Annotated in this window: 16 protein-coding genes; 12 read left to right on the top strand and 4 right to left on the bottom strand. The window is 60.4% G+C overall.

Annotated features, from left to right (window positions below):
- Positions 1 to 303: 303 nt before the first annotated feature.
- The 6 genes from JUI81_RS09325 (at position 304) to JUI81_RS09300 (ending at position 10,023) form a co-directional block, all read left to right on the top strand.
- Entirely contained in the window at positions 304 to 786 is a 483-nt protein-coding gene (locus JUI81_RS09325; protein WP_019579945.1) for a sigma-70 family RNA polymerase sigma factor, read from the top strand.
- A 131-nt stretch (positions 787 to 917) separates the two neighbouring features.
- Positions 918 to 2,255 carry a lysine N(6)-hydroxylase/L-ornithine N(5)-oxygenase family protein gene (locus tag JUI81_RS09320; RefSeq protein WP_019579946.1) on the top strand — a complete coding sequence of 446 codons (1,338 nt, stop codon included), beginning with the start codon at positions 918 to 920 and terminating at the stop codon, positions 2,253 to 2,255.
- Positions 2,256 to 2,794: 539 nt separating this feature from the next.
- Complete coding sequence (gene mgtA, locus JUI81_RS09315) at positions 2,795 to 5,512, top strand: magnesium-translocating P-type ATPase (RefSeq protein WP_204124143.1); 2,718 nt, start codon at positions 2,795 to 2,797, stop codon at positions 5,510 to 5,512.
- Positions 5,513 to 5,653: 141 nt separating this feature from the next.
- Positions 5,654 to 6,061, top strand: coding sequence for a hypothetical protein (locus tag JUI81_RS09310; RefSeq protein WP_019579948.1), 408 nt, complete (start codon positions 5,654 to 5,656; stop codon positions 6,059 to 6,061).
- Between the two features lie 98 nt (positions 6,062 to 6,159).
- A complete protein-coding gene (locus JUI81_RS09305; protein WP_019579949.1) occupies positions 6,160 to 6,780 on the top strand; it encodes a response regulator transcription factor in 621 nt (206 codons plus the stop codon).
- Positions 6,781 to 10,023: a transporter substrate-binding domain-containing protein gene (locus JUI81_RS09300; RefSeq protein ID WP_204124142.1), complete on the top strand. Its 3,243-nt coding sequence runs from the start codon at positions 6,781 to 6,783 to the stop codon at positions 10,021 to 10,023.
- A gap of 3 nt (positions 10,024 to 10,026) precedes the next feature.
- On the opposite strand, the gene dkgB is transcribed toward JUI81_RS09300, so the two are convergent.
- Positions 10,027 to 10,830: a 2,5-didehydrogluconate reductase DkgB gene (dkgB, locus tag JUI81_RS09295; RefSeq protein WP_111454134.1), complete on the bottom strand. Its 804-nt coding sequence runs from the start codon at positions 10,828 to 10,830 to the stop codon at positions 10,027 to 10,029.
- 243 nt (positions 10,831 to 11,073) lie between these two features.
- Between dkgB and JUI81_RS09290 the strand changes: the two genes are divergently transcribed.
- From JUI81_RS09290 to JUI81_RS09280, 3 genes are all read left to right on the top strand, one after another.
- The gene (locus tag JUI81_RS09290; RefSeq protein WP_086945093.1) at positions 11,074 to 11,940 is read left to right on the top strand and encodes a pirin family protein; all 867 of its coding nucleotides are present in this window, start codon (positions 11,074 to 11,076) and stop codon (positions 11,938 to 11,940) included.
- Between the two features lie 136 nt (positions 11,941 to 12,076).
- Positions 12,077 to 13,525 carry a mechanosensitive ion channel family protein gene (locus JUI81_RS09285; protein WP_028941187.1) on the top strand — a complete coding sequence of 483 codons (1,449 nt, stop codon included), beginning with the start codon at positions 12,077 to 12,079 and terminating at the stop codon, positions 13,523 to 13,525.
- Between the two features lie 159 nt (positions 13,526 to 13,684).
- Positions 13,685 to 14,125, top strand: a complete 441-nt coding sequence (locus tag JUI81_RS09280) for a carboxymuconolactone decarboxylase family protein (protein WP_019579954.1) — start codon at positions 13,685 to 13,687, stop codon at positions 14,123 to 14,125.
- Between the two features lie 21 nt (positions 14,126 to 14,146).
- Here JUI81_RS09280 and JUI81_RS09275 read toward each other — a convergent pair whose 3' ends face one another.
- Positions 14,147 to 15,739, bottom strand: coding sequence for a DHA2 family efflux MFS transporter permease subunit (locus tag JUI81_RS09275; protein WP_028941188.1), 1,593 nt, complete (start codon positions 15,737 to 15,739; stop codon positions 14,147 to 14,149).
- Entirely contained in the window at positions 15,736 to 16,863 is a 1,128-nt protein-coding gene (locus tag JUI81_RS09270) for an HlyD family secretion protein (RefSeq protein WP_204124141.1), read from the bottom strand. The genes JUI81_RS09275 and JUI81_RS09270 overlap by 4 nt, the downstream gene beginning before the upstream one ends.
- Before the next feature lie 171 nt (positions 16,864 to 17,034).
- Between JUI81_RS09270 and JUI81_RS09265 the strand changes: the two genes are divergently transcribed.
- The 3 genes from JUI81_RS09265 (at position 17,035) to JUI81_RS09255 (ending at position 21,089) form a co-directional block, all read left to right on the top strand.
- Positions 17,035 to 17,535, top strand: a complete 501-nt coding sequence (locus JUI81_RS09265) for a sigma-70 family RNA polymerase sigma factor (RefSeq protein ID WP_019579957.1) — start codon at positions 17,035 to 17,037, stop codon at positions 17,533 to 17,535.
- A 58-nt stretch (positions 17,536 to 17,593) separates the two neighbouring features.
- A complete protein-coding gene (locus tag JUI81_RS09260) occupies positions 17,594 to 18,568 on the top strand; it encodes a FecR family protein (RefSeq protein ID WP_026331768.1) in 975 nt (324 codons plus the stop codon).
- A 97-nt stretch (positions 18,569 to 18,665) separates the two neighbouring features.
- Positions 18,666 to 21,089, top strand: a complete 2,424-nt coding sequence (locus JUI81_RS09255; protein ID WP_204124140.1) for a TonB-dependent receptor — start codon at positions 18,666 to 18,668, stop codon at positions 21,087 to 21,089.
- A 41-nt stretch (positions 21,090 to 21,130) separates the two neighbouring features.
- Here JUI81_RS09255 and JUI81_RS09250 read toward each other — a convergent pair whose 3' ends face one another.
- Entirely contained in the window at positions 21,131 to 22,282 is a 1,152-nt protein-coding gene (locus JUI81_RS09250) for an MFS transporter (protein WP_096479848.1), read from the bottom strand.
- Positions 22,283 to 22,316 lie beyond the last annotated feature (34 nt).

The raw sequence follows: 22,316 nt of genomic DNA, 5'->3' as shown, positions 1-22,316 counted from the left end.
TCGGCCCGTCATTCAACTTGCGCGCAAAATCTGGCGGCAGCTGAACGCTGTCGGAGGACCGACAGCCACGGGGAGCTGTCCTGTAAACGAGGGAAGGGGCGGGGAATTTAAGCGTTGAGGCTTTGAGTGACAGACAGGTATAGAACAGCACTATTTAGCAGGCAAATGGAAACAGCACTTTAAATCTATATGAGAATTACTATAAATTACACACTCGAAATCGCCATCATCGTGCCATTGCCTATTTGGGCGGTAGCGGATCTGGTTCAAGGATAGAAACCGCACCCCGTGCGGCCGGGAGTCATGTTGGAAAACTACTATCGCGAGCTGGTGTGTTTCCTGAACGCCAAGCTAGGCAACCGCCAGGTGGCCGAAGATGTGGTGCATGACGCGTATCTGCGGGTACTGGAGCGTTCCAGCGACACGCCGATCGAACAACCCCGGGCGTTCCTTTATCGCACCGCGCTCAACCTGGTGATCGACGACCACCGACGCAATGCCCTGCGTCAGGTCGAGTCGCTGGACGTGCTCGACAGCGAAGAACGCTACTTCATCCCTTCGCCCCACAACAGCCTCGATCACGGTCAGCGCCTGGACATGCTCCAGCGCGCACTGGCGGAATTGCCACGGCTGTGTCGCGAGAGCTTCCTGCTGCGCAAGATCGAAGGCCTGTCACACCCGCAAATCGCCGAGCACCTGGGTATTTCCAAAGCGCTGGTGGAAAAGCACATCGTCAATGCCATGAAGCATTGCCGGGTGCGCATGCGCCAGTGGGATGTCGCTTAAATCAGGCCTCGTTAAATTTTTTTTCATTGTCCTCGTTCCTATTCAACAGACGATCTGCCGCCGCCAAAGGCCGGTCAGGTCACCCAGGCTTTATCCCCGCAGCTGCGGGGTTTATCCAGAGGACACTGGAAATGACACAGGCAATTGCATCGCCCATCGTTCACGACCTGATCGGCGTTGGTTTCGGCCCTTCGAATCTGGCCCTGGCCATCGCCCTGCAAGAGCGCGGGCCGAGCCAGGGCGAGCTGGATGTGCTGTTTCTCGACAAGCAGGCGGACTACCGCTGGCACGGCAACACCCTGGTCACCCAGAGCGAACTGCAGATATCGTTTCTCAAGGACCTGGTGACGCTGCGCAACCCGACCAGCCCGTATTCCTTCGTCAATTACCTCAAGCACCACGGTCGTCTGGTGGACTTCATCAACCTCGGCACCTTCTATCCGTGTCGCATGGAGTACAACGACTACCTGCGCTGGGTCGCCGGGCAATTTACCGGGCAGAGCCGCTACGGCGAGGAAGTGCTGACCATCGAGCCGGTGCTGCATAACCAGCAGGTCGAGGCGCTGCGGGTGATCTCGCGTGATACTCAGGGTTTGCAGCATGTGCGCACCACCCGTTCGGTGGTGGTCAGCGCCGGCGGTACACCGCGCATTCCCGAAGCGTTCAAGGCATTGAAGGATGACGGTCGGGTGTTCCACCATTCCCAGTATCTGGAGCGCATGGCTACACAACCGTGTGTGAACAACCAACCGATGAGCATCGCAATCATCGGCGGCGGGCAGAGCGCGGCGGAGGCCTTCATCGACCTCAACGACAGCTTCCCGTCGGTGCAGGTGGACATGATCCTGCGCGGTTCGGCCCTCAAACCGGCCGATGACAGCCCCTTCGTCAACGAAGTGTTCTCGCCGGAATTCACCGACCTGGTGTTCCAGCAGGCCAGCAGCGAACGCGAGCGTCTGGTCAATGAGTACCACAACACCAACTATTCGGTGGTGGACATCGACCTGATCGAGCGCATCTACGGAATCTTCTACCGGCAGAAAGTCTCGGGCATTGCGCGGCATGCGTTCCGTACCCTGACCACCGTCGAAAAAGCCATCGCCACCGAACGCGGTATTGAACTGACTGTGCGCAATAATGCCACCGGAGAAGTCTCGGTTCGTCGTTACGACGCGGTGGTGCTGGCCACGGGTTACGAGCGTCAGATGCACCGCAAACTGTTGGCGCCGCTGGAGCAATACCTCGGCGATTTTGAGGTCGATCGCAACTACAGGCTGATCACCGACGAGCGCTGCAAGGCCGGGATCTACATGCAGGGCTTCTGCCAGGCCAGCCACGGTTTGAGCGACACCTTGCTGTCGATCCTGCCGATCCGCGCCGATGAAATCGCCGGCTCGTTGTATGACCATGGCAAATCCCGCGGGCATGGCCGCTCGGTGAGGGACTTGTTGTTGGCCACTGCCAGCTAAGATTTTGTGGCGAGGGGGCTTGCCCCCGTTCGGCTGCGAAGCAGCCGTAAATCCAGCATCGCGGTCTGTCTGACAAATTGCGATTGCAGGTTTGGGGGCGCTTCGCACCCCAACGGGGCGGTGCGGCGTTCCGACAAGCCCCCTCGCCACAGGTTTGCGATCAACCTGAACCCTTCCTGAAGAACCCCGCGATTCCCCCCGCAACACCCCTGCGCAGCGTTTACTCTCTAGATATCGCGGCGTAAGCTTCGCGCGTTTTCATCAATTAGCGGAGACCCACAGTGGGTACTTGTTCGAGTGACAGTTGTCGGCCGGTCTCGGTAACCGGCATTTTCCCGGCAAGATAACGCGCAGCCTTTTTGTGCCGTTGTCTCGCCGTAAAGCGAGCAGCGGCATCCCGATCGTGGCCGGTTTTGGCCCGACTCCCGACGTCCTCTCATCGACGCTGAACAGCGTGTGATGTTCGACCCCGTGTCGTCATCGCAGCGCCTCGACACGCCTGCTCGACGGTTTCCCGGCTGACCCTGGGGGGCACTGCCATGAACCTGACCTGGCTGAAAGAATTCTTCGCCGGATTCCTGCGTAACCGTCACATCGCCCGGCACTTCCGTCGACTGGCGCTGCTGGAAAGCTTCACCGACACCACGGTCAGCCGTGAGGTCCCGCCGACGCTCGCGCAAACCCTGGTCGCCGCTGCCAACAGCGACACCGGCCAATTGCTGGATAACCTCGGCAGCCACCCTGACGGCCTGACTGAACCCGAGGCCGATGCGCTGCGCGAACAATACGGCCTCAATGAAGTCGAGCACGAGCAACCGCTGCCGTGGTGGACGCACCTGTGGCACTGCTACAAAAACCCGTTCAACCTGCTGCTGACCTTGCTGGCGGTGATCTCCTGGCTGACCGAAGACATGAAAGCCGCCATCGTGATTTTCTCGATGGTGGTGCTCTCGACCTTGCTGCGTTTCTGGCAGGAAACCAAATCCAACCAGGCCGCCGACGCGCTCAAGGCGATGGTCAGCAACACCGCCACGGTGATGCGTCGGGAGGTGGCGAACAACGGTGCGCGACGCCTCGAATTGCCGATCAAGCAACTGGTGCCGGGTGACCTGATCGTGCTCTCGGCCGGTGACATGATTCCTGCCGATTGCCGGGTGCTCAACGCCAAGGACCTGTTCGTCAGCCAGGCCGCGATGACCGGTGAATCGATGCCGGTGGAAAAATTCCCTCGTCAGCAGGACAACCACACCCACAACCCGCTGGACCTCGACAACATCCTGTTCATGGGCACCAACGTGGTGTCCGGCACGGCCATGGCGCTGATTCTCACCACTGGCAACAACACCTATTTCGGCGCACTGGCGCAGCGGGTCGGTGCCACCGATCGTGCGCCGACTTCGTTTCAGACCGGGGTCAACAAAGTCAGCTGGTTGCTGATCCGCTTCATGTTCGTCATGGCGCCGCTGGTGTTGTTCATCAACGGTTTCACCAAGGGTGACTGGACCGAAGCGTTGCTGTTCGCGCTGTCGATCGCCGTGGGTCTGACCCCGGAAATGTTGCCGATGATTGTTACCTCGACCCTGGCAAAGGGCGCGGTGTTCCTGTCGCGCAAAAAAGTCATCGTCAAACGCCTCGACGCGATCCAGAACTTCGGCGCCATGGACGTGCTCTGCACCGACAAGACCGGCACGCTGACCCAGGACAAAATCTTCCTCGCGCGCAACGTCGATGTCTGGGGTAACGATTCCGATGACGTGCTGGAAATGGCCTACCTCAACAGCTACTACCAGACCGGCTTGAAAAACCTGCTGGACGTGGCCGTGCTGGAGCACGTGGAAATCCATCGTGAACTGAAAGTCGGCACGGCGTTTCGCAAGGTCGACGAGATTCCATTCGACTTCACCCGGCGGCGCATGTCGGTGGTGGTGGCCGAGCGTGATCAGCCGCATCTGCTGATCTGCAAAGGCGCGGTGGAAGAAGTGCTGGCGGTGTGCACCCGGGTGCGCCACGGCGATGCCGACGAGGCGCTGAGCGATGAATTGCTGGCGCGGATTCGCCAGGTCACCGCCGCCTTCAATGCCGAAGGCCTGCGGGTAGTGGCGGTGGCGGCGCGGCCGATGATCGAGGGGCGCGACACTTACAGCCTGGCCGATGAACAGGCGCTGACGCTGATCGGTTATGTGGCTTTCCTCGATCCACCGAAAGAAAGCACCGCGCCGGCGCTCAAAGCCCTGGCCGCACACGGTGTGGCGGTGAAAGTGCTGACTGGCGACAACGAACTGGTGACCGCGAAAATCTGCCGCGAAGTCGGGCTGGAGCAGCAAGGCCTGCTGATGGGCAACGACATCGAACGCATGAGCGACGCCGAGCTGGCGGTGGCGGTGGAGACCACCAACGTCTTCGCCAAACTCACGCCGTCGCACAAGGAACGCATCGTCCGCCTGCTCAAGGGCAACGGTCACGTGGTCGGCTTCATGGGCGACGGCATCAACGATGCGCCAGCCCTGCGCACTGCCGACATCGGCATTTCGGTGGACAGCGCGGTGGACATCGCCAAGGAAGCGGCGGACATCATTCTTCTGGAAAAAAGCCTGATGGTGCTGGAGGAGGGCGTGCTGGAAGGGCGGCGGACCTTCGCCAACATGCTCAAGTACATCAAAATGACCGCCAGCTCGAACTTCGGCAACGTGTTCTCGGTGTTGGTGGCCAGTGCGTTCATTCCGTTCCTGCCCATGCTGCCGATGCACCTGCTGGTGCAGAACCTGCTCTACGACATTTCGCAGATCGCCATCCCGTTCGATAACGTCGATGAAGACATGCTGAAACAGCCCCAACGCTGGCAGCCAGCGGACGTCGGACGCTTCATGCTGTTTTTCGGCCCGATCAGTTCGATCTTCGACATCAGCACTTTTGCCTTGATGTGGTATGTGTTCGATGCCAACACCCCGGACCACCAGACCCTGTTCCAGTCTGGCTGGTTCGTGGTCGGGCTGCTGACCCAGACGCTGATCGTGCACATGATCCGCACGCCGAAGCTCCCGTTCCTGCAAAGCCGCGCCGCCATGCCACTGCTGGTGATGACCGGCATCATCATGGCCGTGGGAATTTTCCTGCCGATGGGGCCGCTGGCGCATTACTTCAAACTGCAGGCGCTGCCGTCGCTGTATTTTGTGTTCCTGCCGGTGATTCTGCTGGCGTACATGGCACTGACCCAGGCGGTGAAAGGTTTCTATATTCGGCGGTTTGGCTGGCAGTAATGCTGCCAGATGCAGGAGCTGGCGAAGGCTGCGATCTTTTGATCTTTAAGCACGTATCTTTAGGAAAAATCCTACAGAAAGCACGACAGGTCTTCCGTAGCCTTGCTCCCCCACGAATCTGTCACCTTCAAGGGACCTGTTTTGCCAAATAAAGCCTTGCGCATCCTGATCGCCGACGAGCAGCATTTTCACCGGCTGAAAACCGAGCGGTTGTTCAACCAGCTCGGTTATTACCGAGTGGCACCGGTGCAAAGCCTTGCCGAGATGCTGAACCTGGTCGAGTACGGTTGCGAGCCGTTTGATCTGGTGGTCATCAATGCCTCATTGGCGGATGGGGCGTTGGACCTGCCTGGGTTCTTCCTCGATAACGGCCAGGTTCATCATGCCTTGATCTACGACGGCCACGCGCAGCTGCCGGATCTTGCGTCCGTTCAACGGCTGATGGCGCTGATCGATCTGCATGGGTGTGAAGCTGAACAATCCCTGGATCACCAGCCATTCGTTGATGCTGGGCTACCGCTCGTCGAAACTATCATTTCTGACAGGTAGTTTCTTCCTTCTACCTATGCAAAAGTTTTCGCACAGCCGCTGCGTCTGCTCCGGGGTTTTCCGGGGACAAACGTTGAGTTTGTGCATAAGGAATTACCATGAAAAAAGTGCTGATTGTGGACGATCATCCGGTGATACGCGCCGCAGTCAGACTTGTACTTGAGGGGGAAGGTTTCAAACTCATCTTTGAGGCGTCCAGTGTTCGCGAGGCATTGTCGATACTTCGTGAGCATGAAATCGATCTGATGGTACTGGATCTGAGTCTGTCCGATGGCGATGGCTTGACCCTGATGGAGCGAATCGCAGCCAGTGATCGGTCATGTCGGGTAGTGGTTTTCACCGCCTCGGATCCATCGTTATTTCAACAGCGTTGCATGCACGCCGGGGCCATGGCGTATGTCGCCAAGACCACCGACTTGAGTCAACTGCAAAAAGCCGTGCATGCGGTCAAGGCCGGTTACACCTTTTTCAAGCAGCTGTCTTCGGGTCCGCAGGACCTTGGGCAACGCAGCGAAAAACAGAGGATCGACGAGCTCTCCACCCGCGAACTGGCGGTCCTGCGGTATTTGGCCCAAGGCATGACCAACAAGGCAATCGCCGAGCGTATGAATTTGAGTGTAAAGACCACCAGCACCTACACCAGCCGCCTGGTCGAAAAACTCGGAGTGAAGTCGAAGGTGTTCCTGCCGGAATTCGTCACGCGCAATGGTCTGTTCTGAGTGAACCCGACCGTGCGCACTTTACTGTTAGCGTGTGCACTGTGCCTTGTACAACTCATTCAAACAGCGCTGGCCGACGAACCGCAGCCGTTGCATTTGCTGGGGCGCTCCACGGTGCAGGGCTATCAGGTAAAACTGGACGAAACGGACTGGCAATGGCTACGCGATAAACGGACCCTGCGCCTGGGGGTGACGGGCCCCGACTACCCGCCATTCGAGGTGACACGTCACAGCGATGAGTTGGAGGGCATCACGGCCGATTACGCCGAACTGTTGGGGCAACTGCTGCACGTCAGGATCGAGGTGCTGCGTTATGCCACCCGTGAAGCCGCCATGGATGCCCTCAAGCGCCATGAACTGGATCTGCTCGGGACATCGAACAACTTCGAGGCGGCCGATCCGTCGCTGACCAGATCCCGGGCCTATGCCGAAGATCAGCCGATGCTGGCCACTCGGCTGGACGAGCGGATGCCTGTCGATCTTGCCGGCAAATGTATTGCCATGGTTGAAGACTATTTGCAGGCGCAGGCTGTTGAAGATTTTTATCCCGACGCACGTTTGCAGCGTTACCCCTCGACCCTCGACGCGCTCGGGGCGGTGGCGTTCGGTCAGTGCGATGTGTACCTGGGTGACTTCATCAGCGCCAATTACCTGATCAACAACAACTACCTCAATAACGTTCAGCTGGCGGGGCCTTCCGGTCTGGATGCCAATCCGTTCGGCTTCGCTTTGGCGGCGGACAACCCGCGTCTCAAAGGCATCGTCGACAAGGCGCTGGCAGCGATTCCCATGGAGCAGCGCTTGGCCATTGAGGTGCGCTGGAGTGCCGGCAGGGCCAGTACGGCGGGTCAACAGCAGGTGCGTTTGAGCGTCAGCGAGCAACGCTGGCTGGATCGGCATCCGACGGTCACCGTCGGTGCGATCGACAACTTTGCCCCGCTGACATTCTATGATGCCCAAGGTCGGCTGAGCGGGTTGACGGCACAGTTGCTGACGCTGATCAGCCAGCGCAGCGGTTTGACCTTTGAGGTGCAACGCGGCCACTCGCTGGACCGGCAAATCGAGCAACTTCAGGGCGGCGAGATCGACCTGCTGCCGGTAGTCACGCCCAGTACCGAGCGTGAAGACGCGTTGCTCTTTACCCGCGCTTACCTTAGTAACCCTTTCGTGCTGGTCAGTAAAACGAAAGTGGACAGCCCCAGGACGCTGGACGATCTGGCCGGTAAGCGCCTGGCCATTTATCGCGGTCATCCGTTGTTCGGCTTCATCCAGGCCCGGGCGCCGCAGGTGCGCCTGGTCGAGGTGCAAAGTCCGGCGGAGGGAATGGAATGGGTGATCGGGGGGCGGGCTGACGCGACGCTCAGTTCATTGATCGTCGCCCGTTACCTGATCGCCCGGCAGTATCACGAGCAGCTGCGTGTCAGCAGCACCGTGGGCGATCAGCCCGCCCGCATCGCCCTGGCCACTGCCCGTGGCGCGCTGGAGTTGCACTCGATTCTGAACAAGGCATTGCTGAGCATCTCGCCCCAGGAGATGGACGATCTGGTGGCGCGCTGGAGCCATGATGTGGTGGTGGATGACAGCTATTGGCTGCGTCATCGCCAAGGCATTGTTCAAGCGTTTACCGTGGCTGGCGCCTTGCTGTTGCTCGCCCTGGTCTGGATTGCCTGGCAGCGCCGGCAGATCCGCCAGCGCCAGCAATGGTTGCAGCAATTGCAGGACGCCAAGGACGTGGCGGACGACGCCAATCGCGCCAAAACCACCTTTCTGGCGACCATGAGTCATGAGATCCGCACGCCGATGAACGCGCTGATCGGCATGCTCGAACTGGCCCTGATGCGCGCAGATGAAGGCGTCATCGACCGTTCTGCGATTGAGGTGGCGTCCAGTGCCGGCCAACAATTGCTGGCGCTGATTGGCGACATTCTGGATATCGCGCGGATCGAGTCAGGGCATTTATCCCTGACCCCTGAGCGCGCCAATCTGCGGGGGCTGGTGGCATCGGTGTGTCGGGTTTTCGAGGGCCTTGCACGGCAGAAATCGCTCGTGTGGCGAATCGATCTGGACGAACACAGCGACTGCGATGTGTTGATCGACCCCATCCGTTTCAAGCAGGTGCTGTCCAATCTGCTGAGCAACGCCATCAAGTTCACCCGTGAGGGTGAAGTGAGCCTGACGCTACGAGTGGCGCCCGTCATGTCGGGGCATCTGGCGGTCAGCGTGCAAATTGAAGACACCGGCATAGGCATCAGCACCGTCGACCGACAACGGTTGTTCAGCCCGTTCATCCAGGCCGATAACGGCCGACAGTCAGCCCGAAGCGGCTCTGGCCTGGGTTTGGTGATCAGCCGCACGCTGTGCGAAATGATGGGCGGGCGGTTGCAACTCGACAGCGTCCTCGGACAGGGCACGCGAGTGGACATTGACCTTGAGCTGACCGCCTTGTCACCGTTGCCTTCCAGTGGCGGGGTGGATAGCGGGTTGCAGGCGCCGACACGGCCACTGACTATTCTGGTGGTCGATGATCACCCGGCCAACCGCTTGTTGCTTTCGCGACAACTGAGCCACCTGGGGCATCAGGTTCTGGAGGTCGAGGATGGCGCGCGGGGGGTTGAGCTGTGGCGTGAGCATGACTTCGATCTGGTCGTTACCGACTGCAATATGCCAATGCTCAGTGGTTATGAACTGGCGGGAGCCATACGCGATGAAGAGCGCGCCAAGGGATTGCCGCCGACGCTGATTCTGGGGTTTACCGCCAATGCGCAGCCCGAGGAGAAGGCCCGCTGCCTGGAGGCAGGCATGGACGACTGCCTGTTCAAACCGATCCTGCTGGCGGATTTGCACGCTTGGCTGGCGTCCAGGTTTTTGAACCAGGCGCCAGAACCTGACGCAGAACCCTCAACGCCGGAGATGGACCTCAGTGGCCTGGAACAATACGTCGGTGCGGACCGCACGTTGATTGATAGTCTGGTGCGCGAGCTGACGGTGACCAACCGGGTGGATCGGGATGATCTGCTCCAGGCGCACGCCAATGGCAATCACCGTGTGCTGCGCGACCTGGCGCACCGCATCAAGGGCGGTGCGCGCATGGTCCGGGCGGTGCGTTTGATCGAGCATTGCGAGCAACTGGAGCGTGTCATCGATGTGGGGGATTCGGCGCTGCTCGACGATGCCGTCGATCAATTGCAGCACGCGATGTCATCGCTGGATGAACGCTTGAGCCAAGATTTAAGTCAGGGCTGAAACTCAATCCCACTGCGGCGCAATGCCTTTGGGGCTGGTCAGCCGCTGGCCGCGATCCAGGCCCGCGATCAGCGCCATGTCGGCGTCGCTCAGGGTCAGGGTGCAGGCGTGCAAATTGCTTTGCAGGTTGGTGCGTTTGGTGGAAGAGGGGATCACCGCGTACCCCAGTTGCATGGCCCAGGCCAGGGTGACTTGGGCCGGTGTCGCCTGCAGGCGATCGGCGATCTGCTGGATGAGCGGATCTTTCAGCACTTCGCCATAGGCCAGGGTCATATAAGAGGTGATCTGGATGCCCTGGCTTTGCGCAAATTCGACGACCTTGCGGTTTTGCAGGTACGGGTGCAGTTCGATCTGGTTGGTGGCGATGTTCTCGGCGCCGACCGCAGCAATGGCTTGCTTCATCAGGTCGACCGTGAAGTTGGACACGCCGATCCGACGGGTCAGGCCCAGTCGTTTGGCCTCGAGCAGCGCCCCCATGAACTCTTCGACCGGCACCTGATCTTCCGGTGACGGCCAGTGGATCAGGGTCAGGTCCAGATAGTCGGTTTGCAGCTTATCCAGGCTTTCTTTGAGGCTGTCGATCAACCGGTCTTTGGCAAAGTTGGCGACCCAGATTTTGCTGGTGATGAACAACTCTTCACGGGCAATGCCGCTGGCGGCGATGGCCTGGCCGACTTCGGCTTCGTTTTCGTAGATTTGCGCGGTGTCGATGACCCGGTAGCCCAGTTCAAGACCGGTGCTCACCGAATCGATGACCACTTGGCCTTGCAGGCGAAACGTACCAAGACCGAATGCGGGGATAGACATCAAAGACTCCAGGGGTTGCAGTGGGAATGGGCGGGAGTATCCCCGGCTGCACCCTTGAGAAAAACCGCTGGTTTGGCAAAGCACTGTTTACCGCAAGTCATGAATGGGTTGTTGGAAGATCAAAAAATCTTCCTCCATCGTTCTCCAGATAGAACGATGAGGCTGATTTTTGCAGTCTAGTGCGCCAAAGGTCATGGTTTTAAGCTTTATCCATCGCGTCACACAACAGATTCAGAGGCCAAGATGAAAAACATCATCGGTATCTACACCAGTCCACGACCTCATTGGGTCGGCGACGGTTTTCCGGTTCGCACGTTGTTTTCCTACGACAACCTGGGCAAACACATCAGCCCGTTCCTGCTGCTGGATCACGCAGGTCCCGCCGAATTCACTCCGACCACCGAGCGTCGTGGCGTGGGTCAGCATCCGCACCGCGGGTTCGAGACCGTGACGATCGTCTACAAGGGCGAACTGGAGCACCGTGACTCCACCGGCAGCGGCGGCAAGATCGGCCCCGGCGATGTGCAATGGATGACCGCGGCCTCGGGGATCATTCATGAGGAGTTTCACTCCGAAGGTTTCGCCAAAACCGGCGGCACCCTGGAAATGGTGCAGCTGTGGGTCAACTTGCCGGCCAGGGACAAGATGGCCGAGCCCGGTTACCAGACGATTCTCGACGGAGATATCGCGCGTATCCCGCTGAAAGACAATGCCGGCAGCCTGCGCTTGATCGCCGGTGAGTTCGACGGCCACAAAGGCCCGGCGCGGACCTTCACGCCGATCGACGTGTGGGATGTGCGCTTGAACGCCGGCAAGTTGCTGACCCTGGATCTGCATGAAGGACGCAACACCGCACTGGTGGTGCTGCGCGGTACGGTTCAGGTCAATGGTCAGGAACTGGTGCGTGACGGGCAGTTGGCGTTGTTCGAACGCAACGGTGATCAGCTCAGCCTCGAAGCCGACAACGATGCAGTCGTGCTGCTGCTCAGCGGCGAGCCGATCGACGAGCCCATCGTCGGCCACGGCCCGTTTGTAATGAACACCGAGCAGGAAATCCATCAGGCCTTCAGCGACTTCCAGTCGGGCCGGTTCGGCCGGATGAGCGGTTGAACACGACGCAGTAGTGGGTTGCTCTGCAACCTGGTATCTCCCACATTGGTTTTGTGGCGTTTTGCAGATCGCAGGCTTCGCCAGCTCCTACAATCTGTGAGATCTTCATGCCATTGGCCTTTGTTGGAGTTGCTTGATGCTGTCACTGCTCACCAATCACCCGTTGCTTAGCGCGCTGATCCTGATCCTGATCGATCTGGTGTTGTGGCGTTTGATCACGGCCAGTAGCAGCAACTGGAAACTGGCCGCGCGAGTGGTGATTTTCGCGTTGTTCAGCGTGCTGCTGTTCAACGAAGGCTTGAACCCCATGGCGCCGGCGCCCTGGGCCGACAATGTGCCGTTGCACCTGGCGGCAACCGGTTTGCAGATTGGCTGGTGGCTATACGCAGCGCGCACCCTGACGGTATTGCTCGGCGCGGTGATGATGCAACGGGTCGGGCACACCGGGCGCTTGTTGCAGGACTTGCTCGGCGCGGTGATTTTCCTGATCGCGGTCATTGCTGCCCTGGCGTACGTGCTCGAATTGCCGGTCAAGGGCGTGCTGGCGACATCCGGCGCGTTGGCGATCGTCGTCGGCCTGGCCTTGCAAAGTACCCTCAGCGACGTGTTTTCCGGGATCGTCCTGAACACCACCAAACCCTATCAACTGGGGGACTGGATCTCCATCGATGGCACCGAAGGTCGGGTCACCGACATCGATTGGCGCGCCACACGCCTGCAAACCTCCCAAGGCAGCATGGCGGTGATCCCCAACTCCCTGGCGGCCAAGGCCAAGATCATCAATTTCAGCCGGCCCAGCGATATTTTCGGCGTCTCGATCAGTTTGCAAGTGAGCCCCCACGCGCGTCCGCAAACGGTGATCGATGCCCTGGAGCGGGCCATGCAGGGGTGCCGCTTTCTGTTGGACAAACCGGCACCGTGCGTGGCGTTGAAAAGCTCCGGCAGCACCGGCGTGGAATATGAAATCAGCGGCTTCGTGGTCTCCATGGATCAGAAACGCATGGTGCGCAATCTGCTGTTCGACCTGGCGTTCCGGCACTTGCAGGCGTCCGGCGTCATCCTGTTGTCGAACGTCGAGCCCAACGCTCCTGCTGCCTTGTCACGGCAGCGGGCGTTGCTGGACAGCTCGAACATCTTCTCGACCCTGCGTCAGGAAGAGAAAGAAACCTTCAGCCAGAACATGAAGCTGCAAACCTTCCGCGCCGGAGAAATGATCCTGCCAGCGGGGGAGGTCAGCGATCATTTGTTCATCATTGAATCCGGCGTCGTGTCGGTGGAGCTGAGCCGCGGCGGGGTCAAGATCGAAAGCGGGCGCATGGGGCCGGGAGAGGTGATCGGCGAGGGCGGGATTTTGTCCGATATGGCGATGCCGGCGGATTTTAAAGCCAAGACGAACTGCAGCTTGTACCGGATCGAAAGGGAATACCTCCAACCGTGCCTGGATGCGCGGCATGACATCGGTGAAGCGATGAAGACGTTGCTGGATTTCCGCTTGAACAAGGCTCAGACGCTGATTCAGGAAACACCCAAGGTGGTGGAGAAAAAAGGGTTTTTGCAGTGGTTGCGCAATCGTAGTCACTCATAGGTTGGTTGCCTGTTCCGGCGCCTTCGCGAGCAGGCGTCGGCACCCTCTCTGAAATTCTTCTGGTCTATTGGCATCCTCAACTTCCCAATAATTGGCTATTTGTTCAACCTCAGGTCCGCATTAACGTAGCGCCAACACCCATTGTGATTGGAGCTCGCCATGCAAACCCGTATCGATTTCTACACTGCCTCCCCAGACGCCTTCAAAGCCATGATGGCCCTGGAAACCGCTGTCTCGAAACTGCCCCTGGAAAAGTCGCTGATCGAACTGGTCAAGCTGCGCGCCTCGCAGATCAACGGCTGCGCCTTCTGCATTGACATGCACACTGCCGATGCCATGAAGGATGGGGAAACGCCACGCCGGCTGTTCGCCGTGACCGCCTGGCGCGAGGCACCGTTTTTCACCAATCGCGAGCGCGCCGCACTGGCCTGGACCGAGTCCATGACCCAAGTGAGCCTGACCCACGCGCCGGACGAAGACTATGCGCTGCTCAGCGCCGAGTTCAGCCCCAAGGAAATGGTCGACCTGACTGTGGCGATTTCCACCATCAACAGCTGGAACCGCCTGGCCGTGGGCTTCCGCAAGATGCCTCAGGCCTGACTTTTTGAAGTGCCGCCGGGCTCAATGAGCATCGGCACTCGGCGCGGCCGGTGGTTGCACCTTGCGCATCAGGGGCACCATCGCCGTGGCGAGAATGAAGCAGACCATGATCATCAGGAACGCGTCGCCGTAGGTTTGCGTCTGCGCTTCGCGGTACGTCAGCAACCACAGCTGACGCAGGCTGGCGGTGACGCCGATGTCACCGCTCTGGCCGAGGGCGGCGAAGTTATGGCCGACCTGGGACAGCCACTGATTGAGTGCCTCGTTGGTGCTGTTGAGGTTCTCCGCCAACCGGGTGAAGTGCAGGTTGGTGCGGTCATTGAGAATCGTCGCGCACGCAGCGATCCCCATCGCGCCGCCAAGGTTACGCATCAGGTTAAATAACCCCGAAGCATGTTTAAGCCGCGCTGGCGCTAATCCGCCAAGGGTCAGGGTCACCGCTGGCGGCACCGCCAGTTGTTGCGCGATCCCGCGCAAGGCTTGCGGCAGCATCAATTCTCTAGCCCCCCAGTCATGGGTGATCGGGCTGAAATCCCACATCGACAGGGCGAACAGCCCAAGGCCGGTCATCATGATCCAGCGCAGGTCGATGCGATTGGCCAGAAAGGCGTACAGCGGAATCGCCATAATCTGGAACACCCCGGTGGAAAACACCGCCAGGCCAATGTCCAGCGCGCTGTAGCCACGCACCCGGCCGAGAAACAGCGGCGTCAGGTAAATCGTCGCGAACAGGCCGATCCCGGTGACGAACGAAAAGAAGCAGCCGAGGGCGAAGTTGCGGTCCTTCAAGGCGCGCAGATCGACGATCGGATTGGCCACGTACAAGGTTCGACCGATGAAGGCCAATCCGGCCAGGCCGCTGATCCACGCAGTGGTCAGAATCGTGCTGTCGCTGAACCAGTTCCAGCGCGGGCCTTCTTCGAGGGTGTATTCCAGGCAACCGAGAAACACCGCCATGAACAGCATGCTCAGGTAGTCGGCGCCTTTGAGCAGCGACAATTCCGGCTGGTCGATTTTCACCAGCATCGGCACTGCCACCGCGACGAAAATCCCCGGCACCAGGTTGATGTAGAACAGCCAGTGCCAGGACGAAATGTCAGTGATCCAGCCACCGATGACCGGCCCCAGCGTCGGCGCCAGCGAGGCCACTGCGCCGATGGTTGCGGCGGCGATCACCCGTTGCTTGCCGGTGAAGAAAAAGAAGGCGGTGGTGAACACCAGCGGAATCATCGAGCCACCGAGAAACCCTTGCAGGGCGCGGAAGGCGATCATGCTCTGGATGTTCCAGGCCACGCCGCAGAGCAGGCTGGCCAGGGTGAAGCCAATCGCCGAGGCGCAGAACAACCAACGGGTCGAGAACACCCGGGACAACCAGCCCGACAGCGGAATCACGATGATTTCGGCGATCAGGTAACTGGTCTGTACCCAGGCAGTTTCGTCGGTGCCGGCCGAGAGCCCGCCACCGATGTCACGCAGCGACGCCGAGACGATCTGGATATCCAGCAGCGCAATGAACATGCCGATGCACATCGTGGCGAAGGCGAACACCTTGGTCGCCGTCGCCATGTTGGCGGCGTTGAACGGTTGCGCGGGGGCGGCGAGGGCACGGCTCATGGCGCGCTGGCCACGGTTGGGGTTTGCGCTTCAGGCTCGGCGCGGGTGTCCACTTCGGCCGTCACCGACAGGCCTGGACGCAGATGACCGAGCACGCCATCCGCCGGGTCGAGCAGGATCCGCACCGGCACCCGCTGGACGATTTTGGTGAAGTTACCAGTGGCGTTTTCCGGTGGCAGCACGCTGAACTGCGAACCGCTGGCCGGCGCCAGGCTGTCCAGATGCCCGTGGAATTCACGCCCCTTGAGCACGTCGGCATGCACGATCACACGTTGGCCCGGCGTCATCCGCGCTAGCTGATCTTCCTTGAAATTGGCATCGACCCACAGCCCGCTGGCCGGCACCACCGACAACAGTTGCGAACCGGCCTGGGCATAAGCGCCGACCCGCGCCCGGCGATTGCCGATCACGCCATCGACGGGGGCTTTCAACTCGGTATAGCCGACGTTCAACTGCGCCAGATCACGCTCGGCCCGCGCCTGTACCAATGCGGCACGGGCTTGTTGTTTCTGGGTTTCGATCACGTTCAACTGGCGTTGCGCGGCCAGCAATTCGGCCTGGGCCCGGGCACTCTGCGCCTGGGCCGTCTTGAAGGTGGCGTCGGCCCGTTGTGCGCTTTCCACCGAGACGGCATTGCTGCCCACCAGGCGTTTGTAGCGGGCATTGTCGTCCCGCGAGCGTGCGGTTTCGGCGCCCGCGGCATCGATACCGGCGCGGGCCTGGCCGATCACCGCGTGTTGCAGTTGTTCGGTGGCGTCGAGGTTGGCGAGCAACGCTTCTTCAGCGGCCACCGCGCCTTCAGCCTTGGCCAGGTTGGCGCGATAGTCACGGGCGTCGATCCGGATCAGCACATCGCCGGCCTTGACCCTCTGGTTGTCGGTCACCAGCACTTCTTCGATATAGCCAGCAACCTTCGGGCCGATCACCGTGACGTCGCCACCAATGTAGGCATCGTCGGTTTCTTCAATGAAGCGTCCGGCGGTCCACCAATGGGTTGCGTACAGCCCGATGAACACCAGGGCCGCGATAGCCGCCGTCAGCAGCACCAGCCGTTTCAGCAGGGGAGGCTTGGGTGGGGTCACTGCGACAGCAAGGTCGGGTTCAAGGCTGGGCATGCTGGTCATGGAGAAATACCTGTGGAAAACGAGGCTTTATTATGGATGTAATATGACGTAGGTAATATTCAGTGGCAATGGGTTTTTGCTACCGGTCGTCTGGTGCTCCCAAGTGGAATCCATTGCTTCCAGTTAATAGGAGGCATTACTATTCGCACCTCATCCCTACAGCACGCCGCAATGACCCCCAAGCTGCCCCGCAGACCCGGCTTTTTCGAGCATTACGAAGAGTTGATCGGCACCTGGACCCGTCGCCTGAGAAATCGTCAGCAGGCCGAGGACCTGGCCCATGACACCTTCGTGCGGGTGCTCGAGTCCGATTCGGCGGCGGTGCAGCAACCTCGGGCGTATTTGCACCAGACCGCGCGCAACATCGCGGTGGACGGTTATCGGCGTGAGGATCGGCGGGGCGCCATGGAGTCGGAGGCGATCGATCACAGTGTGTCGTCGTCCGGCGACCCGGAGCATTTCATGCACGCGATCCAGTTGGCGGATTCCATTGAACGGGCGCTCACCGAGTTGCCGCTCAACTGCCGCAAGGTGTTCGTCTGGCAGAAGATCGAAGGCCTGACCCAGGCCGAAATCGCCGAGCGCCTGGGGCTGTCCAGGAACATGGTGGAAAAGTATATGATCCGCACCCTGCGGCATCTGCGTGATCGTCTGGACGGGTCACAACCATGATGTTGCGTCGTCCCGAACAGATCGCCGGCTTCTCATCCCCAGCCAGGCAGGATTTTCCATGATGGATACTCGTGATTGTGCGTGCGGGCAAACAACGGTTCGCGACGACGCGGCGCGGTGGTTTGTGCGTTTGCAGGAACCTGCCGTCAGTGCCGAAGAGCAGAGCCGCTTCGAGATCTGGCTGGACGAACACCCTCAGCATCGCAACGAATATCAGATACTCCAGAACCTGTGGGTGGCGGTCGATCGATTGCCGGCCAAGCGTCTGCACGCACTGTGTGAAACTCCGGTGGCGCGCAGTAAACGTCGTCCGCTTGTGCGTTACGCAGTGGCCGCCAGTGTGTTGGCGGTGGCGCTCGGCCTGGGGCTATTCAGTGGCTTGAACTCTCCGGCGACCTACACGGCTGAATATTCCACAGCCCTTGGCGAACGTCGTCATGTGGCGTTGCCGGACGGTTCGGTGATTGATCTGAACAGCCGCAGCCGGGTACAGGTGCGCTATGAAAAGGACCGTCGCGGCATCGAGTTGACGCAAGGCGAGGCGATGTTCAGCGTCGAGCACGACAGCAGTCGACCGTTTGTGGTCGAGGCGGGCCGCGGCAAGGTCACGGTCACCGGCACCCGGTTCGATGTGCGCCGCGACAGCGCCGAAACAAGGGTCGCGGTGGAGCAGGGCACGGTCAGGGTTCAAGGGGGCGGCGATGATTTCGTCAGCCTCACCGCCGGCTTCGGCACTCGCATCAATGCCCAGGGCAAGGTGGCCGCCGCCTATGCGGTCAACCCTGCGGAACTGACCGCATGGCGCAGCGGCAAACTGGTGTTCAACAACGCCAGCCTCAGCGAAGTGGCCGAAGAAGTGTCGCGTTATCGGGAGAAACCGCTGACAGTCGGCAGCACCAACGTGGGCAACCTGCGCCTGACCAGCGTGTTCAAATCCGACAACACCGATGCGCTGCTCAAGGCCTTGCCGAGCATTCTGCCGGTGGCCATCCGCACCCTTGATGACGGCAGCCAGGAAATAATTTCCCGATAGATTCAGGTTTTTTTCGAGTTCTTCGTCTTCTTGTCCAACTGCAACTGGTTTGCATTAACAGACGCACACTCTTGCGATCCACAGGACAACGTTCGACGTGAAGAAAACCACCGCTAAAAATAACAAGTCATCCTGGCTGCCCCTCGCGCTCGCCCTGTCGGTCAGCTCGGCGCTGCCTCAGGCATTCGCCGCCGATGCCATTCATATTCAGGCGCAGCCATTAGGCCAGGCCTTGAGTCAGTTGGGCCAGCAAACCTCGCTGCAGGTTTTTTTCAGCCCGGAACTGGTGGCCGGCAAACAGGCTCCGGCAGTGGACGGCAACCTCTCGCCGGAACAGGCCTTGCGCCAATTGCTGCAAGGCAGCGGTCTGCAATACCAGATCGATGAAGGTTCGGTCACGCTGATGCCGGCACCGACTTCCGCCTCAAATGGCCCGCTGGAACTGGGTGTGACCGACATCAAGGTGGTCGGCGACTGGCTCGGTGACGCCGATGCGACCGTGGTGCAAAACCATCCGGGCGCGCGCACGGTGATCCGCCGTGAAGCAATGGTCGAGCAGGGCGCCATGAACGTCGGCGACGTATTGAAGCGCGTGCCCGGCGTGCAAGTGCAGGACGCCAACGGCACCGGCGGCAGCGACATTTCCCTGAACGTCGGCGTGCGCGGCCTGACCTCGCGCCTGTCGCCACGCTCCACCGTGCTGATCGACGGCGTGCCGGCCGCCTTCGCACCTTATGGCCAACCGCAACTGTCCATGGCGCCGATTTCCTCCGGCAACCTCGACAGCATTGATGTGGTGCGCGGCGCCGGTTCCGTGCGTTACGGGCCGCAGAACGTCGGTGGCGTGATCAACTTCGTCACCCGCGCGATCCCGGAGAAAGCCACCGGTGAAATCGGCACCACCCTGGAAACCACCCAGCGCGGTGGCTGGAAACACATCGACACCGCGTTTCTCGGCGGCACCGCCGATAACGGCATGGGCGTGGCTCTGTTGTATTCCGGGGTGAACGGAAACGGTTATCGCAAAAGCAACAACGGCAATGACATCGACGACGTGATCCTCAAGACTCACTGGGCGCCCACCGATCAGGACGATTTCAGCCTCAACTTCCATTACTACGATGCCAGCGCCGACATGCCCGGCGGCCTGACGCAGAAGCAGTACGACGCCGATCCGTTCCAGTCCGACCGCGACCATGACAACTTCAGCGGCCGCCGCAAGGACGTGTCGTTCAAGTGGGCGCGGCAGATCGACGACCGGACCCAGGCCGAAGTGCTGACCTACTATTCCGACAGCTTCCGTGGCAGCACCATCGCCGCGCGCGACCAGAAAACCCTCAGTTCTTATCCACGCACGTACTACACCTTCGGTATCGAACCGCGGGTATCCCATGTGTTCGACCTGGGCCCGACCACGCAGGAAGCCAGCGTCGGTTATCGCTACCTGAAAGAAGGCATGCACGAAGAGTCGAGCCGTCTGGCGCTGGTGAACAATCAGCCGGTGGTCAGCAAAACTTCCGATGGTCACGTGTTCCAGGACCGCACCGGGGGCACCGAAGCCCACGCCGTTTACCTCGATGACAAGATCGACGTCGGCAACTGGACCGTGACCCCCGGCATCCGTTTTGAAAGCATCAGCACCGAATGGCACGACAGACCGGTGCTCGACACCGCCGGCAAACCCGTGCAGGAAAAACGCCGCAGCATCGACAGCAACGAGCCGCTGCCGGCCCTGAGCGTGATGTATCACCTGTCCGAGGCCTGGAAGCTGTTCGCCAACTACGAAACCTCGTTCGGCAGCCTGCAATATTTCCAGCTCGGCCAGGGTGGTTCGGGCGACAACACCGCCAATGGCTTGAGCCCGGAAAAGGCCAAGACCTACGAGATCGGTACGCGCTACAACGATGACGTGTGGGGTGGGGAAGTGACGCTGTTCTACATCGACTTCGATGACGAACTGCAATACATCAGTAACGACGTGGGTTGGACCAACCTCGGCGCGACCAAGCACCAGGGCCTTGAAGCGTCGGTGCATTACGACCTGTCGGCGCTCAACCCGATGCTCGACGGCCTGACCGCCAACGCCGGTTTCACCTACACCCGCGCCACATATGAAGGAGAGATCCCGGGCTTCAAGGGCCGTGATCTGCCGTTCTACTCGCGTCAGGTGGCCACCGCCGGGCTGCGTTACGACATCAACCGCTGGACCTACAACCTCGATGCCTTTGCCCAGTCCAGGCAGCGTTCACCGGGGACCGGTGTAAATGCCGATGGCAGCTTCAGCGGCAACTACATCACCGAAGGTTCCGCAGACGGCCAGTACGGTGACATTCCGGGTTACGTGACCTGGAACGTGCGCGGTGGTTATGACTTCGGCTCGCAGTTGTCGAACCTGAAAGTCGGCGCCGGGGTGAAAAACATCTTCGACAAGCAGTATTTCACCCGTTCCAGCGACAACAACTCGGGGATGTACGTCGGCGCGCCACGCACGTTCTTTGTGCAGGCCAGCGTCGGGTTCTGATCGACTGAGTTAACTTCATCGCGGGCTTGCCCGCGATGCTTTTAAACCTTCAATACCCTGCCGCCAATCGCCACCGCCACCAGCAACATCGCCATCAACCCAAAGGCAAAACTCAAACTGCTGCCATGGGCGATAAAGCCGATCACCGCCGGCCCGGCGAGAATCCCCGCATAGCCCAATGTGGTAATGGCCGGCACGGCAATGCTTTCGGGCATGACGGTCTGTTTGCCGACTGCGGTATAGAGCACCGGCACAATGTTCGAGCAGCCAGCCCCCAGCAACGCATAACCCACCAGCGCCGCTTCCCACGCCGGTGCGAACGTCGCCAGCGCCAGGCCCGTCGCGGCCGTCAGCCCACCGAACACAATCACTCGCGTATAACCAAGACGCCGGACAATCTTGTCTCCGGTCAAACGCCCGAGCGTCATGGTCAGCGCAAATGCTGCATAACCCAGACCGGCATATGCGGTGTCGATCCCGCGCTCCTGCGTCAGGAACACCGCGCTCCAGTCGAGTGCCGCGCCTTCGGCCAGAAACACGATGAAGCACATCCCGCCAATAAACAGCACGATGCCATGGGGCACGGCAAACGCCGGGCCGGAGCTTTCACTGCCGTAAGGCAACAGGTGCGGCGCGGCTTTAAGCAATGCCAGCACCAGAATCACGATCACCACCAGCATCGCCCCCAGCGGCGAAAAGCCCAAACCGAGCAGGGCGCTGACACCCGCCGCGCCGACGATGCCGCCGAGGCTGAACAGCCCATGAAACCCCGACATCATGGTCTTGCCGCTGGCCCGCTCGACGATCACCGCTTGCAGGTTCACCGTCGAATCCACCGTACCCAGGCCCGCGCCGAACATGAACAACGCCGCGATCAACGCCGGAATCGAAGACACCGTCGCCAACAGCGGCAGCGCCGCGCAGATCAACAAGGTGCCGCCGCTCAACACCCGCCGGCAGCCGAAACGCGTCGCCAGAATCCCGGCCATGGGCATCGCCAGAATCGAACCCACGCCCAGGCACAACAGCAACAGCCCGAGGGTGCCTTCATCCAGCCCGGCCCGCGCCTTGGCATAAGGCACCAGCGGCGCCCAGGCCGCGATGCCGAAACCGGCGATGAAGAAGGCGATGCGCGTGGACATCTGTTCCAGGCGTCCGGGGACGAAGGCGGCTTGGGTGTTGAGGCTGGTCATATCGATCCTTGGCAAAAAACGTCGCGTCCCCAAA

It is taken from the genome of Pseudomonas sp. 008 (assembly GCF_016861935.1).
Taxonomy (GTDB): Bacteria; Pseudomonadota; Gammaproteobacteria; order Pseudomonadales; family Pseudomonadaceae; genus Aquipseudomonas.
Note: the sequence above shows the minus strand (reverse complement) of the source record. Positions and strands in the feature narration are given on the sequence as shown.

Coding starts and splice junctions, on each gene's coding strand:
- JUI81_RS09325 (WP_019579945.1), top strand. CDS start 304: ATGTTGGAAAACTACTATCGCGAGCTGGTGTGTTTCCTGAACGCCAAG.
- JUI81_RS09320 (WP_019579946.1), top strand. CDS start 918: ATGACACAGGCAATTGCATCGCCCATCGTTCACGACCTGATCGGCGTT.
- mgtA (WP_204124143.1), top strand. CDS start 2,795: ATGAACCTGACCTGGCTGAAAGAATTCTTCGCCGGATTCCTGCGTAAC.
- JUI81_RS09305 (WP_019579949.1), top strand. CDS start 6,160: ATGAAAAAAGTGCTGATTGTGGACGATCATCCGGTGATACGCGCCGCA.
- dkgB (WP_111454134.1), bottom strand. CDS start 10,830: ATGTCTATCCCCGCATTCGGTCTTGGTACGTTTCGCCTGCAAGGCCAA.
- JUI81_RS09290 (WP_086945093.1), top strand. CDS start 11,074: ATGAAAAACATCATCGGTATCTACACCAGTCCACGACCTCATTGGGTC.
- JUI81_RS09285 (WP_028941187.1), top strand. CDS start 12,077: ATGCTGTCACTGCTCACCAATCACCCGTTGCTTAGCGCGCTGATCCTG.
- JUI81_RS09280 (WP_019579954.1), top strand. CDS start 13,685: ATGCAAACCCGTATCGATTTCTACACTGCCTCCCCAGACGCCTTCAAA.
- JUI81_RS09275 (WP_028941188.1), bottom strand. CDS start 15,739: ATGAGCCGTGCCCTCGCCGCCCCCGCGCAACCGTTCAACGCCGCCAAC.
- JUI81_RS09270 (WP_204124141.1), bottom strand. CDS start 16,863: ATGACCAGCATGCCCAGCCTTGAACCCGACCTTGCTGTCGCAGTGACC.
- JUI81_RS09265 (WP_019579957.1), top strand. CDS start 17,035: ATGACCCCCAAGCTGCCCCGCAGACCCGGCTTTTTCGAGCATTACGAA.
- JUI81_RS09260 (WP_026331768.1), top strand. CDS start 17,594: ATGATGGATACTCGTGATTGTGCGTGCGGGCAAACAACGGTTCGCGAC.
- JUI81_RS09250 (WP_096479848.1), bottom strand. CDS start 22,282: ATGACCAGCCTCAACACCCAAGCCGCCTTCGTCCCCGGACGCCTGGAA.